Source organism: Bacillus sp. 11C, from assembly GCF_055486375.1.
Genome location: NZ_JBUPVZ010000001.1, coordinates 1 through 23653 on the forward strand (window position 1 = coordinate 1; position 23653 = coordinate 23653).

The 23653-nt window shown below is 37.5% G+C and carries 17 protein-coding genes; 7 read left to right on the forward strand and 10 right to left on the reverse strand.

Annotation, left to right across the window (positions count from 1 at the left end):
* Positions 1-97 precede the first annotated feature (97 nt).
* Genes wecB through ACY3LV_RS00020 form a run of 4 tightly spaced genes read right to left on the reverse strand, consistent with a single transcriptional unit; the run spans position 98 to position 6167 of the window.
* Positions 98-1240, reverse strand: a complete 1143-nt coding sequence (gene wecB / locus ACY3LV_RS00005; RefSeq protein WP_333560998.1) for a non-hydrolyzing UDP-N-acetylglucosamine 2-epimerase — start codon at positions 1238-1240, stop codon at positions 98-100.
* Between the two features lie 22 nt (positions 1241-1262).
* Positions 1263-3218 carry a glycosyltransferase gene (locus ACY3LV_RS00010; protein WP_333560999.1) on the reverse strand — a complete coding sequence of 652 codons (1956 nt, stop codon included), beginning with the start codon at positions 3216-3218 and terminating at the stop codon, positions 1263-1265.
* A gap of 29 nt (positions 3219-3247) precedes the next feature.
* Positions 3248-4768, reverse strand: a complete 1521-nt coding sequence (locus ACY3LV_RS00015; RefSeq protein ID WP_333561000.1) for a glycosyltransferase — start codon at positions 4766-4768, stop codon at positions 3248-3250.
* Positions 4769-4802: 34 nt separating this feature from the next.
* The gene (locus ACY3LV_RS00020; protein ID WP_333561001.1) at positions 4803-6167 is read right to left on the reverse strand and encodes an alpha-glucosyltransferase N-terminal domain-containing protein; all 1365 of its coding nucleotides are present in this window, start codon (positions 6165-6167) and stop codon (positions 4803-4805) included.
* Between the two features lie 343 nt (positions 6168-6510).
* Here ACY3LV_RS00020 and galU point away from each other — a divergent pair, with 343 nt between their 5' ends.
* Positions 6511-7389, forward strand: coding sequence for a UTP--glucose-1-phosphate uridylyltransferase GalU (gene galU, locus ACY3LV_RS00025; protein ID WP_333561002.1), 879 nt, complete (start codon positions 6511-6513; stop codon positions 7387-7389).
* Positions 7390-7427: 38 nt separating this feature from the next.
* On the opposite strand, the gene tagH is transcribed toward galU, so the two are convergent.
* The 6 genes from tagH to tagD form a co-directional block, all read right to left on the reverse strand.
* Positions 7428-9011, reverse strand: a complete 1584-nt coding sequence (tagH, locus tag ACY3LV_RS00030) for a teichoic acids export ABC transporter ATP-binding subunit TagH (protein WP_464863154.1) — start codon at positions 9009-9011, stop codon at positions 7428-7430.
* A 19-nt stretch (positions 9012-9030) separates the two neighbouring features.
* Entirely contained in the window at positions 9031-9858 is an 828-nt protein-coding gene (gene tagG / locus ACY3LV_RS00035) for a teichoic acids export ABC transporter permease subunit TagG (RefSeq protein WP_333561004.1), read from the reverse strand.
* Positions 9859-10072: 214 nt separating this feature from the next.
* Positions 10073-11287, reverse strand: a complete 1215-nt coding sequence (locus ACY3LV_RS00040) for a glycosyltransferase family 4 protein (protein WP_333561005.1) — start codon at positions 11285-11287, stop codon at positions 10073-10075.
* A gap of 17 nt (positions 11288-11304) precedes the next feature.
* On the reverse strand, positions 11305-14529 hold the full coding sequence (locus ACY3LV_RS00045; protein ID WP_464863155.1) for a CDP-glycerol glycerophosphotransferase family protein: 3225 nt from the start codon (positions 14527-14529) through the stop codon (positions 11305-11307).
* 35 nt (positions 14530-14564) lie between these two features.
* Positions 14565-15755, reverse strand: coding sequence for a CDP-glycerol glycerophosphotransferase family protein (locus ACY3LV_RS00050; RefSeq protein ID WP_333561007.1), 1191 nt, complete (start codon positions 15753-15755; stop codon positions 14565-14567).
* Positions 15756-15850: 95 nt separating this feature from the next.
* Positions 15851-16240, reverse strand: coding sequence for a glycerol-3-phosphate cytidylyltransferase (gene tagD / locus ACY3LV_RS00055; RefSeq protein WP_333561008.1), 390 nt, complete (start codon positions 16238-16240; stop codon positions 15851-15853).
* A gap of 508 nt (positions 16241-16748) precedes the next feature.
* Here tagD and ACY3LV_RS00060 point away from each other — a divergent pair.
* The 6 genes from ACY3LV_RS00060 (at position 16749) to ACY3LV_RS00085 (ending at position 23641) form a co-directional block, all read left to right on the forward strand.
* A complete protein-coding gene (locus ACY3LV_RS00060; protein WP_087991720.1) occupies positions 16749-17522 on the forward strand; it encodes a WecB/TagA/CpsF family glycosyltransferase in 774 nt (257 codons plus the stop codon).
* A 95-nt stretch (positions 17523-17617) separates the two neighbouring features.
* Positions 17618-18769, forward strand: coding sequence for a CDP-glycerol glycerophosphotransferase family protein (locus ACY3LV_RS00065; protein WP_464863156.1), 1152 nt, complete (start codon positions 17618-17620; stop codon positions 18767-18769).
* Between the two features lie 85 nt (positions 18770-18854).
* Entirely contained in the window at positions 18855-19568 is a 714-nt protein-coding gene (locus ACY3LV_RS00070; protein WP_464863157.1) for an IspD/TarI family cytidylyltransferase, read from the forward strand.
* Positions 19565-20590 (forward strand): ribitol-5-phosphate dehydrogenase, encoded by a 1026-nt coding sequence (locus tag ACY3LV_RS00075; RefSeq protein WP_087991723.1) that lies wholly within the window; start codon positions 19565-19567, stop codon positions 20588-20590. Before ACY3LV_RS00070 ends, ACY3LV_RS00075 begins: the two co-directional genes overlap by 4 nt.
* A 3-nt stretch (positions 20591-20593) precedes the next feature.
* The gene (locus tag ACY3LV_RS00080) at positions 20594-21763 is read left to right on the forward strand and encodes a CDP-glycerol glycerophosphotransferase family protein (protein ID WP_333561011.1); all 1170 of its coding nucleotides are present in this window, start codon (positions 20594-20596) and stop codon (positions 21761-21763) included.
* An 18-nt stretch (positions 21764-21781) separates the two neighbouring features.
* Positions 21782-23641, forward strand: a complete 1860-nt coding sequence (locus ACY3LV_RS00085) for a CDP-glycerol glycerophosphotransferase family protein (RefSeq protein ID WP_333561012.1) — start codon at positions 21782-21784, stop codon at positions 23639-23641.
* Positions 23642-23653: the final 12 nt, after the last annotated feature.

Consider the following 23653-nt stretch of genomic DNA (forward strand, 5'->3'; position numbering starts at 1 on the left):
TCTAATGTCGGATAACAACGATCCGTTTTCAAACTTGAAGGTGTTTTTTATTTGTCTCATTTTATGGGGTCAGTCCCCAGTGTGCAAAGCTTCTTTTTTATTTGCCTGTAAATGAATCCGGCTGCTCTTTCCGGTATCCGTAATGAAACAGCAATTCTTCCACAATCCGGCGGGAAGCCTCTCCATCGCCATACGGATTAGAAGCGTAGGACATTTTCTTGTACTCATCATCATCAGTTAACAGCTGTTTTGCCAGCTGATAAATGTTTTCTTCATCCGTCCCTGCAAGTTTCAGCGTTCCTGCTTCCACTCCTTCAGGGCGTTCCGTCGTATCGCGCAGCACAAGCACCGGTTTCCCGAGAGAAGGTGCTTCCTCCTGAACGCCGCCCGAATCTGTCAAAATGAAATGTGATTTTGCCGCAAAGTTATGGAAATCAATGACTTCTAAAGGGTCTATCAGATGTACTCTGTCAGAATCGCCAAAATGCTTCTGAGCCGCTTCCCGGACAACAGGATTCAGGTGCACAGGATAAACGACTTGTACATCGTTAAATTCCTCAACAATTCTGCGGATAGCCTTGAACATGTTTTCCATTGGCTCGCCCAGATTTTCCCGGCGATGCGCGGTCAGCAGAATCATTTTATCCTCGCCCACCTGATCGAGGACAGGATGTGAATAGCCGTCCCTCACCGTTGTGCGGAGTGCGTCAATCGCTGTATTGCCCGTTACAAAAATCGCGTCTGCTTTTTTATTTTCTTTTAATAAATTCTCTTTCGCCCGGCCTGTCGGCGCAAAATGCAAATCAGCAATCGCCCCTGTCATCTGGCGGTTGAGCTCTTCCGGAAACGGGGAATACTTATTCCCTGTACGGAGTCCGGCCTCCACATGGCCGACAGCAATTTGATGATAAAAAGCGGCAAGGCTTCCGGCAAAGGTCGTTGTCGTATCACCATGGACAAGCACAATATCAGGCTTGATGTCTTTGAACAGTTCATCCAATTTCACAAGCGCGTTGGACGTAATCTCTGCCAGTGTCTGCCGCTCCTTCATGATATTCAAATCGAAATCAGGCTTGATGTGAAACGCATCTAAAACCTGATCGAGCATCTGTCTATGCTGGGCAGTGACCGTCACATAGGAGTCTATTTCAGGATATTTTCTCAATTCAAGTACAAGCGGTGCCATCTTTATCGCTTCAGGCCTGGTCCCGAAGACGGTCATGACTTTTAGTTTTTTCATATTTGTCACCTTGTTTCTTTGTTTAACGGGCTGTCAGATAAAATTTTGATTGGTCTGATTGTATATATAGATCTACTTTCTTCTTTATTTTAAAGCACCATAGCTTTTTTTCAATATTTTTACTGCAAAAGTATACACTGACATCCTTTTTTGGAACCAATGTCGTCTTATATGAGTTAATGGATAAAACGATATTGGTGTTGTGTAAATGAGCAGGGGCAAATTTTTGTTCAACAAGATTCCGGTCTATCTGGATCACTGTGCCATCAGCGGAACTAATTTGTTTTTTAATTGGAATTAAAAACTCTTGGTTATTGAATTCCAGCAATAATAAAGACTGATTTGGGAAAAACAATTGGCTTCCAGGGAATACGAGCGTTAGATCCCCATCAGAATCACTCGTTCTGATTTCGACTTTCAAATCTTCCTGTTCTCTGATATCGACTGACAGATTATCGTATGTTTTTGTAAAATAAGGCCTTGCGCTAAAAGCATATTTTCCGTTATTCCCAATATATTTAGCATGCTTTGGATAGGGATATTTTTCTCTGCTGCTGCCAATTCGGGCGCGTTTTTTATATCCGTCAATCTCTGATTCAATAAAGAAGTCCCAAACACCCATATCTTCTTCATGAACTGCCAAATCAGTAAACTTCGTGAGAAATTCAAATTCGCCGTCCTTGGCATACAACGGAGAAATGATTTTTTCAGTTTTTCTAGCACGATGCACCCAGATGCCAGATAAAGTTTGCATATCTTGATGCTCTGGTTTTAAAGCCGAGTGGGTAACCGTTCCTTTTAATAATAAAGTGTTGTTCTTCATTTGAAATTCGCTCACGTAATGACTGATTTTGTTTCTGTCATCAATGATCCGTTCGTTCTCTGTTAAATGATACCGTATAAGGCTTGGGTAGTTTGCTATGATATGACCATTTTGAATAGACGTAAATTGAGTCATATTTTCTTTATCAGCTTCAAATTGCTTCAAACCCTTTAGATCATTACGACGTACAAAATATAATTTTAGCCGTGTATGAGAATGAACAAGTCTGTCAATTTCGCGCGGAATATTTCGTTCAACAAAATGATGAAGCTCTGTCATCCAATCTTGTTGTTCCTGCTCATCTTCTATTGTTACAGTAAAGTCCGTTGTTCTGGAAAAGTCAAAATGGCGATTTAAAAACTTGGCCATAAACTGTTTTTTGCCGGTATGGGATAGACGGCTCTCACAAATCATATTTATGATTACCTTCATAGCACCGTAGTAGCTTTGAGGCGCCACATATGCAAAGGTCATGTGCTCGCCGTCATGCTGTACAGCGTAGTAATAATCATAGTCGGCCAAGACAGAAATTTTGTCCGCTTCTAAATAAGCTTTCATGACAAACACCTGGTCCTCTGTGGCCTGTATATTTGAAGGAAAATATATGTCATGTTTTCTAAGCAGTGAAACTTTAAAAAGTTTTGTCGGGCCAATTGAGTAGACAAGCGGAGATTTAACAAGATCGGCCTCAGGTTTTGTTTCTTTAAAAATAGCTTGCGGAACCGCTCTGCCGTTTACACCGACCATTTTTCCAAGCACAATATCTGAATCGTGCTGCTGTGCAAATTGATACATTCTTTCAAACGCTTCAATTCCTAAATAATCATCGGAATCAATAAAAAAAATGTATTCACCATGGGCAGCACATATGGCTTGGTTTCTTGGTTCGCCTGGCCCTCCCGAGTTTTTCTTGCGTTCAATAACCGATATATTAGAATACTGTTCACTGTATTTTTTCAATATGGAAACCGTGGCATCCTGAGAACAATCATCTACACAAATAATTTCATACTCATGATTCGGCATGGTTTGTTGAACCAGACTATCCAGACAGCGGGAGATAAACTGTTCTGAGTTGTATGTGGGTACTGCTGCCGTAATTTTCAACCTGACACCTCTATCCTTATCCGCTTCTATTTCTTCACAAAAGCTCATATAATGAACAAACATGGTATAAAAATGTACTATCTCGTCATCTCAAATACTTCTTCCCATCTTTCAAACAATCGGTCTTCACTATATTCTGTATTCATTAAGTTCTTTGCATTTTTTCCATATTGAATGGCTTTCTCAGGGTTGTCGTACAAATAAATAATACTCTCAGCAAGCATTTCAATATGATCAGGCTCTACAAGCATGCCCGTTTCGTGTTCTTTTATGAGCTCTCTTGGGCTGTATTTCACATCAAAACTGATAACCGGGGTTGCGCATGAAAACGATTCACAAATAGCAAGGCTAAACCCCTCAAATTTTGATGTTAATAACGTCGCAAGCGCCTGCTGATAAAACGGAGCAGGATTTGCGATATAACCTTTTAAATGTACATTATCCAGCTTAAGATCATTGATCAATTGCTGGTATTGCTCGTGGCCGGGACCGCTGCCATAAATATTAAGGACAATTTCAGGGCGCGATTTTTTTACAATTTCCATTGCTTTTATAACCTTATCGATCCCTTTTTCCTCATGATATCTAGCCACCATGACAAATTCGTTTTTCTTTTTTTCATACGTTTTTAGCTTTTCAAGCCTTCTTGGAGCATGGGGAATAACAAAAATATTTTGGTCCGACTCAAAATCTTTCATAATATCTTCTTTTTGTTCATTCGTTAATACGATCAGCCCGTCATAATCTTTAATATGTTCCATCGCGTATTGATGATTTTTTCGGACATTGCTGCCTAACATATAGGGATAATCTAAATGATTTGAATGAACACAGTAATATCGTTTTGCCAATCCATCACGCATTTCATTTACTTTTGAAGCACTTCCGACACCATCACAGATGATAATCGGGTCCATTTCTTTTTCACATAGCTTCTCAAGCCAATGTGTATGAAACTTGTGCCTGTTTTTGAAAAATACAGCTTCTTTTTCCTCTCGTTCAAACAGCATAACTCCCTGACTGGCTCCCGTATTAAAATGGTACCATTCTGTTAAATAACAAAAACCGTCCGGTGCTGTGTAGTGAATTTGATTGATTTTTCCGCTTCTCGTATCGAATAACACCGTTTTATTTACATAATCGCCATGAAAGAATTCACGCTTTGTCATCTGCATATTTTCATTGAAATGATCTACATATAAAAGGTTACTCGATTCATCCCACTTCTTCTTTTTCATATATAAACCATTCTTGAAGTATTCCGTCTCTAATTTTTCCTCATTATGATAAACAGCATATGGTTCTTCAAAGCGATTGCGATTTTGTTCAGAATAGCTTTGCTGTGCATCTCCGACTTTTATATGCTTATGCTGGTTTTTATAGTCGTCATAAATATTGAGGATATTTACATCAGCATGCAGTCTTCCAGCGTTCTTCAGCTGTTTCTCAATCTGATCATAATTCTCTTTATAATCAAGTGTGACCAAATCGATTTTATGGCCGCGCTCCGCAAATGTAAAAGATCTTGACATCATAGAACTTGTAATGCCGCCTTTTTCAATGTCTATTTCATATATTAGTGAAAAGATCCTTCTCATTTTCAAGCTCCTTCTTCTGGTAAAACTTTCTCGCCTATTTTTTCACAAACAGCCGCTTCATTAATTTTCTCCGAAATCCCTCGGCTGTATGAACACACAAATGATTTTTTTCTTCTGCCAAAGTAATTTGCCAGCCTGAAATACTTTGTTCTGTTGTTGGAATTTCCTTCGGATCGGTTACTCGTACACTCGATGCAAAGAAGCTATTATCCCACTCAGAACAGAGATACAAATCTATCGTAGACAGCTGATCTAATACAGAATGAACATGAAGTGTGCCGCTTACAGTAAATATCAGCTCTTCCTCGCTGTTTACATTTGCGTTAAACGTAATTTCAGTGCCGCTCTTCTTATTTTTTAATTTCCAATACATTTTATGACGGCCAACAGAATGGGCAGGAACTTCGCCTTTAAATTCGACCTTGGCTGACAAATATAAGTCGGATTTTGATTGCCACTCTGCAGCTAACAGTTTAACATGCATATCTTTCAATTGATTATGAAAAGGCACCTGATCAATGAGTTTGTCCACAAAGCCTTTCCAGGTAAATGAGCCTTCAGAAACGTTATAAATAGTTGTGCGAGGCCCCGTTTTTTCAATTGTGTCATGATACCTCTTCAAAGAAGGAACCACGAAAGCATGAAGGCAGCTTATTTCCTTTTCAGGATTGTCCAATACCTCATTCGTCTCTATAAAACCTAAATACATAGAAGAATATTCAGCAGAAAGAGACTTCAATGTTTTATATACGCCCACTTCTGAGGTTAAGAATAAATATTCCGTCTCTTTTATCAAGCGGCTCAGAAATTCATAATAGAGTTCATTTTCTGAGTACAACACTTTGACTATATTGTCTTTTTCGTCAAAAATAATAATTTTTTCAGTTGTTCCGTTATTCTTATACCATTTGGTCATATAACAGGTGCCGTCTTTTCTTAAATAAAGATGCTGTTTCGGTTTGTTCGTTTCCAAGTCCATGTATATTAAGCTGTGTACATAGCCGAATAAATCGTATTCTTCCCTTTTAAACCTTTGCCTGTTTTCATTAAAGTAATCAATGACAGCAAGTTCTCCTGTTGCTGTAAACCTTTGATATTTGATATAACGTCCATTGTCGTAATAGCGGTAAATGGGCTTGTTCGGTTCTTGAATATATGTGAAACCTTCTTGTTCTATCGGATGCTTTATTTTAACTTTCTCAGGTTCTGGTCCTTTAAAGTAGCTGTACAAATTAATAACAGCAGCATCTTTAAAAGAAGAAGGCCCATTAGGCTCATGATGCAAAGTGACAATTTCCATTTGATAATTCCAAACAATTGTATTGATATTGAACTTTTTTGCAGTATGAAGTCCTGAACAAACATATGCTAATTGTGGGGTAGAAACTTTAGTCGTCATCTCTATTATTACCTTTCGAAAAAATTCGTACAGTTACAATTTCAGAACTACATTATATCATTTTTGCTGAGCTGTCTCTATACATGAAGAAGCGTCGTATCTCTGATACTTTTCGGTTCAGCGTAAAATGTTTTTTCTTCCTGTTGATGTTACTTTATAGTATTTCCTTGATATCAAAATCAATGAATTGACTCTTGTTTAATATTGGTTTTTCTTATATGATTAAATGTGTTTAACAGAATGAAAATAGGGTATTCATGAGAAAAGAAACTCAAACCTTTTAAATACTCAGCATTCAAAAAAGCTGAACCCTAAATCTGTTATTAAGGAAGGTGCTTTGACATTGAAAAAAGTACGTAAAGCCATCATCCCTGCCGCTGGTCTCGGAACGAGATTCTTGCCGGCAACGAAAGCAATGCCGAAAGAAATGCTCCCTATCGTTGATAAGCCTACCATTCAATACATAATCGAAGAAGCTGTCGAAGCTGGTATTGAGGATATTATTATCGTCACAGGTAAAAGCAAACGTGCGATTGAGGATCATTTTGATTACTCTCCTGAGCTCGAAAGAAACCTAGAGGAAAAAGGTAAAGTTGAGCTCCTTGAAAAAGTGAAAAAAGCTACGAATCTGGCTGATATCCACTATATCCGCCAAAAAGAGCCTAAGGGACTCGGGCACGCTGTCTGGTGCGCGCGTAACTTTATCGGTGATGAGCCGTTTGCGGTTCTGCTTGGAGACGATATTGTTCAAGCTGAAAAGCCTGGATTGCGCCAGTTAATGGATGAATACGAAAGAACGCTTTCCTCTATTATTGGTGTTCAGCAAGTGCCTGAAGAAGAAACACACCGCTACGGCATTATCGATCCGCTGACAAGCGAAGGCCGCCGTTATCAGGTGAAAAACTTCGTTGAGAAGCCGTCTAAGGGCACAGCTCCATCAAACCTTGCCATTTTAGGCCGTTACGTATTCACACCTGAGATCTTCATGTACTTAGAGGAGCAGCGGGTTGGAGCCGGCGGAGAAATCCAGCTGACAGACGCCATTCAAAAACTGAATGAAATTCAAAGAGTGTTTGCGTACGACTTTGAAGGCAAGCGTTATGATGTTGGTGAAAAGCTGGGCTTTATCACAACAACTCTTGAGTTTGCGATGCAGGATAAAGAGCTTCGCGATCAACTCGTTCCATTTATGGAAGGTTTACTAAACAAAGAAGAAATCTAAGCAAAAAGGCTATTGGACATTCATCCAATAGCCTTTTTTTATTTCGACATCAGTGTCAGCGTACGCTCTTCGTTATCAACTGCAAAAACCTGGTCATCTGTATTCACAAGAAAACGATTTTTGCTGCTGTCATACAATACATCACTATCACTTAAAGATAGTGACGCTGGAGTAACAGGAGAAATGTTGTGAAAGATAAGCTCAGAGGCTCTATCATTCTCCAGCACATAACTGATTTTTTCATAATCAAAATCCAGCGTTTTTCTGCCGTCAGCTGTATCTCCTTCAGTATATCCATTCAATTTCAATTGGATGTTGCTACTGCTGTCTCCCAGGAATTTCAGAAAGTATTCATAGGAAGATGCTGCATTTTGCGGGATATAAGGTGTAAAGGCAGCAGCCCGCAATTCAGCGTGTTTCACGTTTGTTGTCACAGCGCTCTTTTTCACAAAGTAAGACTGCCCGTCAAACTTAATTTTCGCTGCTTGTCTGCCTTTTGAATCTACCGTTACCTCGGTACCGAATGGCAATGTGACGCCCGCCTTATGCTTTAAATCCAGATCTTTATACAAGGACGCTTTTTCATCTGCGATAAACCCTTGCTTATTGACTGCTGTTAAGCGTTCCTCTGTCTTGCTCTTTGCATCGCCATGATGGTTCTTCGCTTCGTTTTGCGGAATAGCGCCAAACGAAACAATGGTACGAAGCGGGGTGTTAAAGAACATCGTTACCGCAGTAAAGACTGTCAGGATAGACAAAATAGTAATTTGAACTGTATTAGCCAGTGATTTCGGCTTTTTCTTCTTTTTGCGGAAACGGGCAAACACTTCAGGATCTTCTTTCTTCCGCTCTTCGGTTTGCTTTTTTTTATATGTTTCTTTTTCTTTTTTCGACAGCTTATTAAACCAGTCAATAAACGCTTTATACTCTTTGACAACCGTTTTTGTCTCATCAAACATACGAAGCTCGCCGTAGTGCATCCAAGCGACGCGGTCACACATCTTTTCAATCTGGCCGATGGAATGGCTGACAAAGAAAATGGTTTTTCCTTGCTTTTTAAACTCATTGATTCTGTCTACACACTTCTGATAAAACGTTTGGTCACCTACGGATAGCGCTTCGTCAATAATTAAAATGTCAGGGTCAATATGAACGGAAATCGCGAAACCGAGACGCGATTTCATACCGCTGGAATAGTTTTTAACCGGCTGATTAATAAAATCGCCAATCTCGGCAAATTCAACGATACTGTCATACATGTCATCAATTTCTTTATTCGTTAACCCCATCATCAAACACTTGAGCCGGACATTGTCCCGGCCCGTCAATTGATTATTTAAACCGGCCGCAATCGCAATCAGCGACGGCTGGCCGTTCATTTCAATTTCACCGCTGGTCGGCGGAATAATTTTAGCCAGCAGGTTAGACATGGTCGATTTTCCTGACCCGTTTATCCCTACAAAGCCGATTGTCTCTCCCTCATAAACGTCAAAGGAGACATTCCGCACAGCAAAAAAACCATTATCCTTAGCCGGAAAAAACAATCCTTTAATCTTGTCCGATTGTTTTTTATATAAATGATACTGCTTTGAAACATTTCGAAACGAAACTTTTAGTTTCATCGTACAATCTCCTTACGTATTAAAGAAAGTCAACAAACTTGTCTCTGAATTTCATATGCAGGACAGAACCTACTAACAATAAAAGGAAGGTGAACACCCAAAAATAAAGCGTGTATTTCATGTCTTGGAAGAACCATTGCCCGTCTAAAAATGTATTCCGGAACCCTTCTATCAGATAATAAATCGGGTTCAGCTTAAGCACTGGCAGAAGGTTCGGGTGATTTTTCCCAAGCTGCTCTGAAATATTCCAAAAAACCGGAAGTAAAAAGAACAACAATCTTGTTACAGATTGCAGCAAAAATTGATAGTCGCGTACCAGTACACTTATCGTCGAGTTAAACAAACTGAATGAAAACATAAAAATGATCATACAGGCTAAGTAGTAAATATATTGTATCCAATGTAAACTTGGATAAATTCCGTTAGTCAAAAGTACGATCAAAAAGATGCCCATCATCACAAAATAACTAAATAAATTTGAAGCTATCACAACAGAAGGCAGTGAACTGATCGGAAAATTCATCTTCGCGACCATATTAATCCGTTTAAACACACTGTTTGATCCATCAAGTATAGTTGGGCTAATAAAAAACCATGGAATCAAACCAGCCAGCATCCAAACAATAAAAGGCACTTCTCCGACACCCGTTAAAATTGGCTTACTGTTGCGAATCCCCATACCAAATACAAACCAGTACGCCAGCATTTGAATGAGAGGATTTAAAAACTGCCATAATACACCAAGATAATTCATCTGATACTGAGACTTTGTCTCATACGAAGCCAGACGCAAAATTAAAGGAAACGATGTCACTTGCTCTTTTACGATTCTTACTAATGCATTCATTATTTATCTTCCTTAGACTTAAATGATTTTTTGGATCTTTCGGTTAAAGAAATTTGAAAGCACCGGTGAATATTGTAACAGATAATAAGTTTTTTTTCACATCATAGCAGGTTTAAGGTCAGTAAAAAAATTCACATTTCATTTTCATTTAATTATAGCTATAGTAAACAAAAAAGTATTTCGAGATATTTGTCTCGAAATACTAACTACTGCTTTATTGTACCTCAATTTGAGAATAGACCTTTTTTAAAGGAGTTTTGTTTTTTTTGAATTCTTGCTCATGCAAAAGATTTTCCCACTTTGATCCTACAACTTCAAATGAGTATCTTTTCACATTTTCCTTAGCATTCCTACCCATTGATTTCCTCAAACTATCTTCTTTTATTATAGTAGTTAAAGATTCGGCTAGCTTGTCTACATCGTTTCTTTTGACTAATACCCCATCTTCACCATCTTTGATAATTTCAGCAGGACCAATACAAGAATAACTAACACAAGGAACCCCTACCGACATAGCTTCAATGATAACCATCCCAAATGATTCATTTCTTGAACTCAATGCATATATTGAGGAATTGGACATCTCCTTGATTATATTATCTGTTTTTGGCATTAAAAAAACATTATTATACAACTTCTTATCAAATATCATTTGACGTAATGAATCCTTCTCCACACCATCACCAAAAATCTTTAATTTCCATTCTGGATATTCTTGGGCCACTTTTTCAAATGCTTCAATCAATAGGTCAAACCCTTTTTCATGAACAAATCTCCCAGCAGCAATGACTGTTTTTTCGACAAGATTTGAGCTCTCTTTTGGCATGTGTGTTGCATTCTCTATTTTATATAAATCTGTGGAATGGTTATTTAGAAGGCGCTTATAATCATTAATCTCTGCATCAGTTAAACATGTTAGAGCATCCAGCTGTTTATAATACTTTCTGATTTTCGTTTGAATTGACTTTTCATACCCGCCAAAGTACTTATGCTCTTGGCCAATTTTAATGACATTACGATTAACAAATTTAGCAGCCAAGAAATTAAAAGATGGGATAGTCGTTATAAGTGCACCTTGATTAATTTCTGAAAGTTTTTTTAGAATTTTAAGATCTACAAATAAATTAAACATATGATATAGATCTTCATTTTTATCAATAAACACACTTGGTATCTTCATTAAAATTCTTTTAATGATTTTCTTGTATAAAGGAGTGTTTTTACCAAAGAGCTTTCCTCTTCTAGCATCAAATATTGGGTTTAGTTTAATCCTCTTGTCTATATCAAACATGGGTTTACCCCTAGTTCTTCTAACACTTATAATTTCAACATCATAGTTTTGGGCAGCTAAATAATTAGCTGTGTTGGCAACAGTCCTCACTGTACCACCCATGCCATAAATATTGTAAACCAAAAAAGTAATTTTCACTATATTTTCCTCCTTTCCTATTTAAGCATTTTTATTTGGTTATAAATACGTTCTGAATTTTGTTTATCCTGATACTTATAGAATTTCTTTGATTTCACTTTATATTTTTTCTCATACTTAAAATCATTTTCAATTTGCTTTTGAACGATTTCCAATAAGCTTTCATCTGTATAAGCTGTTTGACCGAATAGATCTGTTTTTAAATTTACATAAGACCCTCTGTAATGTAAATAGTCAGGTAAATCAAATTGATAGAAGACAACAGGCTTTTCCAGATAATTAAAATCAAAAGCTACGCTTGAATAATCCGTTATCATTAAAGAGCTTTCACTTACAAGACTTTTAACGCTCTCTTCTCCGACTTTTACTAATTTTATGTTTTTATGCAGATCTTTAAAATAATCACTATATTTTTTCTGCAGTTCTATATGCATAAAAAACTTCAATATAATATTCTTGTCTTCTAAAAGTTTATGCAATTTCTTATTATTTAAAAATCCACTGTAATTGAGATAGAATTCGGAACTTGCAAAGTCATCAATCCACTCTCTCCAAGTCGGAATAAGGAGTATTTGTTTGGAATTCACCATTTTACTGTTGTCAATCAATGTATCAAATCTCGATAGTCCTGTAACCATTATTTGATCTTTTTTAAAATTCATTTCCTTTACTAAAATGTGCTTTTCGTGATCAGATGAAACGACAAACTTTTTAATTTTACTGTTATATGATTTTCTATTAAAGCTCAATTTTTTCATTGCAATGATGCCATGCTGCAAATAGATGACTTCTTTTGGGTTTTCACTCATTTTATTATGAATGACACTGGGAATAACATCTCTTATACCATGACTTACAATTAAATATTTACTTAAATGATAAAATACGAGATGTTTAAAGCTGTCATAGGTTAAAATGTTTTTCGGATATTTCGAAATGTTATCAGGATTTTTATTATCTTCCTTACTTACATAATAGTATTTTTCTTGATTTTTATTTCGAACACAGTATTCAAAAAATGCAAACCCATTATCCTGCGCGACTTCTCCTAAATTCTCTCCAACAAACCACACTGGTTTATTAACAAAAGGTTTTAAAACTTTTGCAATTAGGCCTGCAATTAGAAACCTTATTTTTTCCGATTTCTTTTCAGTAGCCTTTATGTCTCTCATTTCTAGCTTTAAAAGAGCGTTTCTTTTATCAATAAAAGCAGACAAAAAGAGAGACTTATTAATTTTAATTGCACCAGATTTAAATGTTGACTTACTATTTATTAGTTTTAAATCTTTTATTTTTATTGATGACTCAACATACTTATTATTAATTAATAAACACAGACCGATATCGTATTGCATTTGTTTTTCCAAGCCATAACTTTCAACTTCGTTTTCACTTAATAAAAACACAAATTCTTTATAGTCTTGCTGCTCCCGTTCTAACGAAGGTTCAAGCAGAACAGAGCGGCTATTCTTATCTTTTAACTTCAAATATATTTTTTCGTATATCAAATTCTTTTTTTCAATAGCCAAATAAATTTCTATTTCTTTATTTTTGCTGATTATATCTGTGCATTCAGCGTTAATATATGAAGAAAAAACAAATGATAATTCATTTAATTGATTAAATTTGGGCTGTATTGAGAACGGTTTTATATCTTTAATTACAAACTCCGGATAAACATGAGATTGTGATTTGTCTAAAATATCGTCTAAGTTCGACTTCAGTTTTACAGCATATTCTTGATCCTTTACAAGAATTGAAATATAAAAATCAAAAATAAAATAATGATTCATTGCCTCTATATCTGTTTTCTTTATGTTAAGCCTGCTCTCAAAATGCCAACAAGAAGAAGTTTTTTCTAGGTTATTAATAAAATGAATTTTCTGCTCACTTTCATTAGCTAAAAAAACGTTTTTAATTTCAAATTCCTTATCTAAAACCTCTATAGAACCTTTAACTATTAAATCAACACCATCATGATGTATATAAGATATTTCTCCATAAATTGCTGAATCTTTTATTAGAACCGCTAAGTTGTTATCTAAAGTAGCATACATACGTGCTCTTTTTATGAATCCATTAGAATTGTAAATGGTTTTTGGCAGACTGATAAATTTACCCGTAGATTTATCATTTTCTGAATCAAATGATAATCTTTGACTTACTGTTAATCCATTTGTATCGAACTCTAGATAAACATCCCATATTCCATCAGTTTCAAAAAAGCGTTGTGTTAATAAAGGAACACTTACCTGTAAAAAGTCGTTATTATAATCTTTTTCCTGCAGACGAATTATGTGCTTATCTTCAGTTTTTCTATTGATAAAAACTAACTGTTTAATAAAAATCTGTTCGTCTTCATTTGGGGTAATTTCACAATTTAAATGAAGATCATTATTATCGATGCTTAAATGATGAATTTTAGTCTGAATTAACTGTTCATCAAATTTAGAAATGTGAATTAGCAATTCTTTATTTTGAGTCTGGAAAACATTATGAACAAAGAGTTGGCCATTTTCAGTAAACATCTCTTTTGTTTGTAATGCAGTATTAATATCAGTTTTTATTTTAACTGCAAACTGATATTTACCTACCTTAACTTCAGTATAAAAATACCAGTTCCCTTGATATAAAGGATAATCCTTCAGTGTTAAGGATATTTCAAAACTTGAGTCTTCTGAAAGTACTAAAGAGCTCTTCGGTATTATTAATTGTTCTTTTGTTGCTTCGTTTTCTAAATAACAATTTATGGATTTAACTGTGCTATTTAAAAACAAAAATGTATGAGATCCAATAAAAGTCGTGCAATTTGCTGACATTTGGACATTTTCTATTACAAAAGCCGATTCGGAAAGGCTTTTTTTATTTACGATTAAATTTCCATCCACTTGAGGAGCCAACTCTAGCACAGACCCGTCAATAACCAGTTTAAAAGTATCATTTAACTGATTTAGGATATCAATAAAAATTTCATCTCTATCTAAAATAAGCTTTAGTTTAAAAACTGTTTTATCAGAACAAGACTTAAGCTCATCTAATGGGATAACAACTTTCATAATGCCTTCATCGCTAAGTAAAGAGATGTTCGATAAGAGATCTATATGCCTGTTAGAAGTTGCAAGAACAACATTCTCTATCCTACTGAAAAAGTGATCATAAAAATCTTTTTTTTCACACTTCAGATCAAATAAGATATTTTCATTTTCAACTTTCACCTTTATTAAATATATGCCGTAGTCCATTAAGTCTCGCCTTTCTGTGCTTGCTGAATTATCTTTTATCCAAAAAGCTTTTTTACAACTCTCTTTGTTGACTCGCCTGCTTCTAAATAACAAAACTTGCTATGAAATTTCTGATATTTATCGTTAGTACTGTAAGCGAAATTTCCCACATCATCAACAGATTTAATAACTTCCTCTGTGGTCATCAATAACGGTCCAGGAGCTTCACTTTCAAAATTATAATAAAACCCTCTTAATTTATCTCTGTATATATCAATATCGGGAACAAAAAAGATAATAGGTTTCTTAAGTGACCCAAAATCAAAAAATACAGAAGAGTAATCAGTAATTAAGATATCTGAAACAAAATATAGTTCACGGATATCCTTATACATAGACAGGTCATATGCAAAATCTTCCAATCCCTCTAAATCAATAACATCAGCTACTAAATAATGCATACGAAGTATAACAACATATTCTTCACCTAGATGTTCTTTTAGTTTTCTCAAATTCAAATGTATATCGAACTTATAAGCGCCTTTTTTATGATATAAATTATCCCGCCAAGTAGGCGCATATAAAATTACTTTTTTATTTATATCTATACCAAGCTTTTGTTTTATATCATTTTTCTCGTCATTTGTTTTTGGCGAAAATAAATAATCATTTCTCGGATAACCAGTTTCTAAAATTTGTTTTTTAAATTGAAATGCTCGTTTAAAAATTTCAGTAGAATAGGCATTAGGAGAAATTAAAAAATCCCATTTGTCTGCTTCCTGCAGAAAATTCTGTTTATACTTTTCAGTTGTCGTTCCCGGCATGTGCACTTCGTCCATATCATTAGCAAGTTTTTTTAACGGAGTGCCGTGCCACGTTTGTATATACAGTGTGTTTTTGGGTTTTGGAATCCATAAAGGAAGCCGGCTGTTTGTAATCCAATATTTCGCTGTAGCCATGTACCAAGTCCACTTAAGAGAAAACCTTTTGATATATGGAGCATCGACGCCGTCTAACGCCGATAAATACCGCTTATCAATACTCCATATCAATTTATAATCATATTGATCTTTATTTTCCTGTAAATATTCGTAGATTGCTCGGGGGTTGCAGCTAAACTGTTTTCCAGAATAGCTTTCAAATAAAATTAGTTTGTTGTTTCTTGGCAGAAGAGCAAAAATCTTAAAAAGGACTGAATAGACCCTAATTAATGAACTTCTGCATTTTTTTAAAATAAAAGATTTCATCATGAACTCCTTAAAGAGTGAAAAATTTATATTTGCGCAAACAAGAAAAAAAGAAGCAACTGAAAATTACTTCAAGCCTCTTTTAGTTAGTGCTTCTATAAACTAGCCATGTCTTTTTTGATCTGGGTAGTTGAAATGCCTTCTGTTCTTGGAAGGTAAACGACCTCACAATAGTCCTTTAAGAAGTCAAACTTCCCTTCCCAGTCATCGCCGATGACAAATGTGTCGATTTTATACTTTTGAATATCTGAGATTTTTTGTTCCCAGTTTTTTTCGGGAATGACTTCGTTAACAAAATCGATCGTTTCTAAAATGAATTTTCGATGTTCAAATGAATGATGCGATTTTTTTTGTTTTTGAAGATTAAATTCATCTGTAGATAATCCTACAATTAAATAGTCACCCAGATCTCTCGCTCTTTCCAGCAGCTTCATATGTCCGTAGTGAAATAAATCAAATGTTCCGTACGTTATCACTTTCTTCATTAGATAACATCACCTTCCAAGCGTTTTCAACTGAGAGTAACAGAAAAAAACCAAAACCTTTAACAGATTGTTTATAATTTCGACATAATTTTCACGTACCTTTAATATTGAACAATAATAGCATAAGTTCCTATAAAAGTTAAGGCACTTTAAAAATGTCAATCACCAGCATTTTTTGGTATTACCGTTGTATTGATGTATAAAATTCACAGGACTAATGTCTCAACTATCCCCATTATAACAATTTTTCTTTTGCAGAAAAATTGATTCTTTTGTCACATTTTCAAGCGAAACGATTTTCTCTCTGCTGCGTCATTTATTCTGTACGCCCTCCCCATATTAATTCATCGTCAAAACGTGAAGGAATTGTAATGTGAATGTTAAAAGTTCCTAAAGATTTTTGTGGTAAGATAGAGTAAGATGTTTTCAGGCAAAGAGGCTTTAATGAAACTATACGAATGGCACGTGTTTTTTATAGACATATAGATGAAAAGGAGGGTTGGTTACGATGCAAACAAAACCCATTAATCAATTAGATTTTGTAGACGGTGAACTAACTTCATTTGTATCACATTTAGAAACGTCATACTTGGACCAAAATAGAGGTGCGTTCATCGTAACAGCGAATCCTGAAATCGGATTTGAAGCGATGCAGAATCCGCGTTATGAAGCGGTTCTTTCGTCTGCTGATTTTATTTTGCCGGATGGCATTGGTGTTGTGATGGTTTCGAAGTTAATCGGGAAGCCTCTTCAATCAAGAATTGCCGGTTATGATTTGTTTACGTCGCTGTTGGATAAAGCAAATCAAAAGAAAAAGCGGGTCTTCTTTTACGGTGCGGCTAAGCATGTCATTGCACAGACAATTGAGCGCGTCGAACGTGATTATCCAGGGATTGAAATTGCCGGATACTCTGACGGCTATGTGAAGGATCAACGTGAGGTGGCGGACCAGATTGCGGCCGCAAATCCAGATATGGTATTTGTCGCGTTAGGTTATCCTAATCAGGAGTTCTTTATCCATCAATACCGCCATTTATTCCCTCAGGCTGTTGCTGCAGGGCTGGGCGGAAGCTTTGATGTGTTCAGCGGCAATGTCAAAAGAGCGCCGTCATTTTTTATCCGTTTCCATCTTGAATGGATGTACAGGCTGATCACCAATCCTGCGCGCTGGAGAAGAATGCTGAGCATTCCTAAGTATGTTACAGCCGTGCTGAAGCATGAACGAGCTGCAGCAAAGCCGCAATATACGGGGCAGGTCAAAGATCAATCACGCCATCTGTAATCGGCCTTAAAGGAGCTATGGTATGTAATGAAATGCATGAATCTTTCGCTGAGCCCGAGGACAATCTGTGACAGCCCTTTTGAGCTGATGACAGATTGAAATCCTGGATTGCGTTATTTTATTATTTGTTCATCAAAACCATTGGCACATTGCTGTTGTGGGTCAAACCGGGCAATGAAGTGACGCTTCTGGTTTCCTTTCCAGATAATGCCCGTGCAATATTAAAGGAATACCAGAAGGGACACTTTTCATTTCCCATTCATGTGCTGCTGACCCAGCATGCCAAGTCGCTGGAAAAAGAATTTCCTTCGCTTACTGTTTCGGTTATTAACGAAAAACACCCGCTTCATATATGTAAAGCGGTCTTTTCTATGCTGAGCAGTAAGACTGTGATTGTTGATAACTATTTTATTTTGACGACCGTTCTGGCCAGCAGGCCTGAGATCGAGTGTATCCAAGTTTGGCATGCAAACGGAGCATTTAAGAGATTTGGGTTAAAGGACATCAACACACAGAACCGTTCGCGGTCTGATATAAGCCGTTTTCGCAAAGTGTATGCTTCATTTGACCGGATTGTCGTCGGTTCTGAACATATGGCTGACATATTCAAGGAATCTTTCGACATAAAAGGTGATCCATTTCTTCGGTTTGGTGTGCCTTTAACTGATGCTTACAATGAGACGCGGGAAAGCAGCAATGATCTTAAAAGCAAATATCATCTGCCAGCGGAGAAAAAAATTATACTGTATGCGCCGACCTTTAGGGACCGACAGTTCGAAAGTTTTTCTCTGCCGTTTTCAGAAAAGCAGCTGCAGCATGAATTAAAAGGAGAATATTTACTTGCGGTAAAACTTCATCCTGTTATGAAGCAATCTGCTGAATTACCTGAAGATAGTGCGTGTATAAAAGATGTGTCAGCTCTCCCTCTTGCAGACCTTTTGAAAATGAGCGATCTGTTAATATCGGATTATTCTTCTGTCCCTTTTGAATTCGCGCTGCTGGACAAACCCATTTTGTTTTATACGTATGATTTGGAGGCTTACAACAGAACCCGCGGTTTAATTCGGAATTATGCAGAGGTGATCCCCGGGGTTCCTTGCTGTGATTCTGGAATGCTCTTGGACCAGCTGAAAGATATGGACAAGCTCCAATCAGAAGTAGAGCGCTTTTCACGTGAATGGAATGAATACTCTAGAGGGAATGCCAGTAAACAGCTTTTAAGCTATATAAACGAGAAATTATACTGATCCCTATATATAATAGAGATGGGTATTGCAAATAATATGAAAACCTATAAAACATTATGAGTTGTAGTAAGGAAGGAGTCATTTTATGATTTATGCTGAGATTCTAGCCGGTGGAAAAGGTTCCCGCATGGGGAACGTCAATATGCCAAAACAGTTTTTGCCGTTAAATAAACGCCCTATTATCATTCATACGGTTGAAAAGTTTTTATTAAATGACCGTTTCGATAAGATTTTAATCGTTTCACCTAAAGAGTGGATTAACCATACAAAAGACATTTTAAAAAAATTCATCGGGCCTAATGATCGCCTGGTTGTCGTTGAAGGCGGCAGCGACCGTAATGAGTCTATTATGAGCGGCATCCGCTATATTGAAAAAGAATTCGGCATTCAGAATGATGACGTGATCATTACTCATGATTCTGTGCGTCCATTTCTGACTCATCGCATTATTGATGAAAATATTGATGCGGTTCTTCAATACGGTGCGGTCGATACTGTGATCTCTGCCATTGATACGATTATTGCTTCAGAAGACCAGGAATTCATTTCTGATATCCCTGTCCGCGATAACATGTACCAAGGGCAAACCCCGCAAAGCTTTCGGATCAGCAAATTGGTCGAGCTTTATAACAAGCTGTCAGATGAACAAAAAGCTGTCCTGACTGACGCATGTAAGATCTGTTCGTTAGCAGGTGAAAAAGTGAAGCTGGTCCGCGGTGAAGTCTTTAATATTAAAGTAACGACACCATATGACTTAAAAGTGGCTAATGCCATTTTACAGGAGCGAATTTCACAATGATTAATCAAACGTATCGTTTAGTTTCTGCCCGACAATTTGAAGTGACGTATAAAGATAAAGTTGTCCACTCAGATAAGGTCGTCATCCGGCCCACCCATTTATCCATCTGTGCTGCCGACCAGCGCTATTATACTGGTTCACGCGGCAAAGAAGCCATGGATAAAAAACTGCCGATGGCTCTCATCCATGAAGGAATCGGAAAAGTCATGTTTGATCCGACTGGCACATTTAAAGTCGGAACCCGGGTTGTTATGGTGCCGAATACACCGGTTGAAGAGCATGAGGTCATTGCGGAGAATTACCTGCGTTCTAGCAGGTTCCGTTCAAGCGGCTATGATGGATTTATGCAGGATTATATGTTCATGGCGCCGGATCGGCTCGTTGAACTTCCGGACAGCATTAATCCGCATGTCGCAGCTTTTACAGAGCTTATTACGATTGCAGTTCATGCGCTTTCCCGCTTTGAGCGTATGGCGCATAAGAAGCGTGACACATTCGGTGTATGGGGAGACGGAAATCTCGGATTTATCATGACGCTTCTTCTGAAGAAAAAATATCCGGACAGCAAAGTGTTTATTTTCGGAAAAACGCCTTACAAGCTTGATCATTTTTCTTTTGTTGACGCAGCATATCAAATTAACGACATTCCTGAGGATGTCAAAATCGACCATGCCTTTGAATGTGTAGGCGGACGCGGCAGTGAAAGCGCAATTGATCAGATCATTGCCCAAGTTCATCCCGAAGCGTGTGTAGCGCTCTTAGGCGTGTCAGAATACCCTGTTGAAATTGAAACGAGAATGGTGCTTGAAAAAGGAATTACGCTGATCGGCAGCAGCCGCAGCGGACGCGAGGATTTTGCCCGTACTGTCGACTTTTTAGCTCAATACCCTGAAGTCGTTGATTATTTAGAAACATTAGTAGGCGGACGCTTCCCAGTACGCAGTATTGAGGAAATTACTAACGCGTTTGAAGCAGATTTGACTTCATCTTGGGGAAAAACTGTTATTGAATGGGACATTTAAACAGTGAAAACATTCCTTACACGAGTCGTAAAAGGAGTATTCAGCACCTCTTATAAACTATTGAGCGCCTTATTGCCAGTACAGCACAACAAAGTTGTCATCGCTTCCTATCGTGAAGATCATTTAAGTGATAATTTTAAAGGTGTTTATGAAAAGCTGAAGCAAGATCCGTCTCTTCGCATCACCCTGCTTTTCCGCAAGATGGATAAGGGGCTGATCGGACGAGCTGCATATTTGCTTCATCTTTTCAGCTCGTTATATCACCTTGCCACATGTCGTGTGCTTTTGTTAGATGATTATTATTTTCCTTTGTATGTTGTGCCAAAACGCAAGGAAACTGTCGCCATCCAGCTTTGGCATGCTTGCGGTGCGTTTAAAAAATTCGGCTACAGCATTGCGGACAAGCCGTTCGGTCCTTCTTCTGATTACCTGAAGATTGTTCCCGTGCATTCTAACTATGATTATGCTGTTGTCAGTGCACCTGATGCCGTGCCGCATTTTGCCGAAGCTTTTCAAATGGAGCAAAAGCAGATTTTGCCGCTTGGCATTCCAAGAACGGATTACTTTTATCATAAGGATCATATTCGCCATGTACTGGATGAGTTTCATAGGGTTTATCCGGCACTTAAGCATAAGAAAAAGCTTTTGTATGCTCCTACTTTTAGAGGCAGCGGACATCATCAAGAGGGTGACGCTACCCCGCTTGATCTGCTACAATTAAAATCGGCGCTAAACCATAAAGATTATGTCGTGATGCTCCATCTTCATCCGTATATGCGCAAGCATGCGCACACGGAAGAGGATGATTTTGTGCTGGATTTAACCGATTCGTACTCTTTGTACGATTTGATGGCAATCTCCGATGGGCTGATAACCGATTATTCTTCAGTCATTTTCGAATACAGCCTGCTGAAACGTCCGATGTATTTTTACTGCCCGGATTTAGAAGACTACTTGGAAGAACGTGATTTCTACTATCCGTTTGAATCGTTTGTTCCCGGGCCGATTTCGAAAGATGTTCCATCGCTTGTACACGATATCGAGAGTGATCACGAGGCTGATACGAAGCGGATTGAGGCTTTTTCGCAAACATTTATTACCCATCAGGACGGCAAATCTTCAGAGCGAGTAGCCGATTTTATTTCATCATTTTTAACATCTGGTGCCGATTAGGAGAAAGTGAGGTACAAAGTGAAGCTGGCCAGAAAGATTAAGAACAGACTTTTCAGATCAAAAAAGAGAACGAAAACAGAAGATACATCTGTCATTGTCCATTCGACAGATAACAGGGTCTTTTCTCTTTTCGATAAAACCAAGCGAATTGAAGAAAACCAGCAAGTCCCTGTCAGAAAAATTTCTGAGTTTTCTTGGAATGGATCAATTCTTAAAATTGCGGGTTATATGTACATCAAGGGCCTGCCTCTTCAAAAAGAGGATCAGGTTCGAAAACGTTTATTATTGGTGAACAACGGTGTTTTATTTACAGCTGTTTCACTGCGGGATGTTCCGGTAGATCAGCTGTCAATTGATACTTCAAATGTGCCTGGGGGCTATAAGTGGGCAGGATTTTCACAGCAGATTAACTTTTCTAAGCTGATGAATGACAAGCCGCTTCCGCAGGGCGAGTATAAGCTGTTTCTAGAAATTGAAGCTGTAGATGACCAAAATGTAAAACATCAGGAAGTGCATACGGTCGGAAACGTCAGCAATTTCCTCTCTAATGATGTATATGCCACAAAAATGGAATTTCATTCTGCTAAAAAGCTGATGAAATTCAATTTAATTGTTAACTATGATGAGGGCGAAAAGACGATTAACTTGTCTTGCAACAAGCTGCAGGAAATTGATCCGAGCCTTTTGGAGCTGGATACTGGAAAAGAAGCGAACCGCTTATTGCGCAAGCTGAATACGAGCATATTCCATTTTGCTTATGATGTGTTCCGTCTGCTTCCGATTAAGTCAAATAAGATCGTCTTTGCTTCTGACAGCCGGCTTGATTTGACAGGAAACTTCGAATTTGTTTATGAAGAACTACTGAAGCGCGAAGAAAACTTTGATTTCAAGTTTTTCTTAAAGAGCAGCATTCGGGATAGAAAAAGCCTGTCTGAACTGATGTCTATGGCTTATCATTTTGCGACAAGCAAAATCATTTTTATAGATGATTTTTATCCGATTATTTATCCGCTAAAAATCCGTAAAAACGCGGACCTTGTCCAATTGTGGCATGCTGTCGGCGCCTTTAAGACATTCGGCTACAGTCGAATCGGGCTTCCGGGAGGACCGTCGCCGCATTCGAAAAACCATAGAAACTACACGAAAGTTATTGTCAGCTCTGAAAATATCCGAAAGCATTATGCAGAGGGCTTCGGCGTAGATATAGAGAACGTCATCGCTACTGGCGTACCGCGAACAGACTTTTTCTTTGATGAAGCGAAGAAGGCATTTGTAAAAGAACGTCTTTATACGGAATATCCGTTTCTGAAGGACAAGAAGGTCATTCTTTTTGCACCAACCTTCCGCGGAAACGGTCAGCAATCAGCCCATTACCCTTTTGAAGTGCTGGATTTTGACCGTCTGTATCATGAGTTAAAGGATGAATATATCTTCTTATTCAAAATTCATCCATTCGTTCGTAACGATGCCAATATCCCTTATCAGTACAGCGATTTCTTTTATGATTTCTCTTCTTTCAGGGAAATTAACGAGCTATTGCTAGTTACAGATGTTCTGATTACGGATTACTCTTCTGTATGCTTTGAGTATGCTTTATTAAATAAACCGATGATCTTCTTCAGCTATGATGTAGATGATTATATTCGCAAACGTGATTTTTATTACGATTACTTTGACTTTATTCCTGGTCCGCTTGCGAAAACGTCTGAGCAAATGATTTCGATCATTAAGGAAGAGAAGTATAACTTTGAGCAAATTGATTCATTTGTTCATTATTTCTTCGACGATCTTGACGGAAAAGCAAGTGAACGTGTGATCGATCAAATTGTCTTTCCTCAGGAAGAGGAGCCGTTAGACGATAAAGTCCTTAAAAGATAAAATGAAAACCAC

Excerpts from the sequence above, each read along its gene's own strand:
- tagG (WP_333561004.1), bottom strand. The coding sequence starts at position 9,858 with ATGAATGCATTAGTAAGAATCGTAAAAGAGCAAGTGACATCGTTTCCT.
- ACY3LV_RS00015 (WP_333561000.1), bottom strand. The coding sequence starts at position 4,768 with ATGAGAAGGATCTTTTCACTAATATATGAAATAGACATTGAAAAAGGC.
- tagD (WP_333561008.1), bottom strand. The coding sequence starts at position 16,240 with ATGAAGAAAGTGATAACGTACGGAACATTTGATTTATTTCACTACGGA.
- ACY3LV_RS00050 (WP_333561007.1), bottom strand. The coding sequence starts at position 15,755 with ATGAAATCTTTTATTTTAAAAAAATGCAGAAGTTCATTAATTAGGGTC.
- ACY3LV_RS00020 (WP_333561001.1), bottom strand. The coding sequence starts at position 6,167 with ATGACGACTAAAGTTTCTACCCCACAATTAGCATATGTTTGTTCAGGA.
- ACY3LV_RS00070 (WP_464863157.1), top strand. The coding sequence starts at position 18,855 with ATGATTTATGCTGAGATTCTAGCCGGTGGAAAAGGTTCCCGCATGGGG.
- ACY3LV_RS00075 (WP_087991723.1), top strand. The coding sequence starts at position 19,565 with ATGATTAATCAAACGTATCGTTTAGTTTCTGCCCGACAATTTGAAGTG.
- wecB (WP_333560998.1), bottom strand. The coding sequence starts at position 1,240 with ATGAAAAAACTAAAAGTCATGACCGTCTTCGGGACCAGGCCTGAAGCG.
- ACY3LV_RS00045 (WP_464863155.1), bottom strand. The coding sequence starts at position 14,529 with ATGGACTACGGCATATATTTAATAAAGGTGAAAGTTGAAAATGAAAAT.
- ACY3LV_RS00010 (WP_333560999.1), bottom strand. The coding sequence starts at position 3,218 with ATGAGCTTTTGTGAAGAAATAGAAGCGGATAAGGATAGAGGTGTCAGG.
- tagH (WP_464863154.1), bottom strand. The coding sequence starts at position 9,011 with ATGAAACTAAAAGTTTCGTTTCGAAATGTTTCAAAGCAGTATCATTTA.
- ACY3LV_RS00060 (WP_087991720.1), top strand. The coding sequence starts at position 16,749 with ATGCAAACAAAACCCATTAATCAATTAGATTTTGTAGACGGTGAACTA.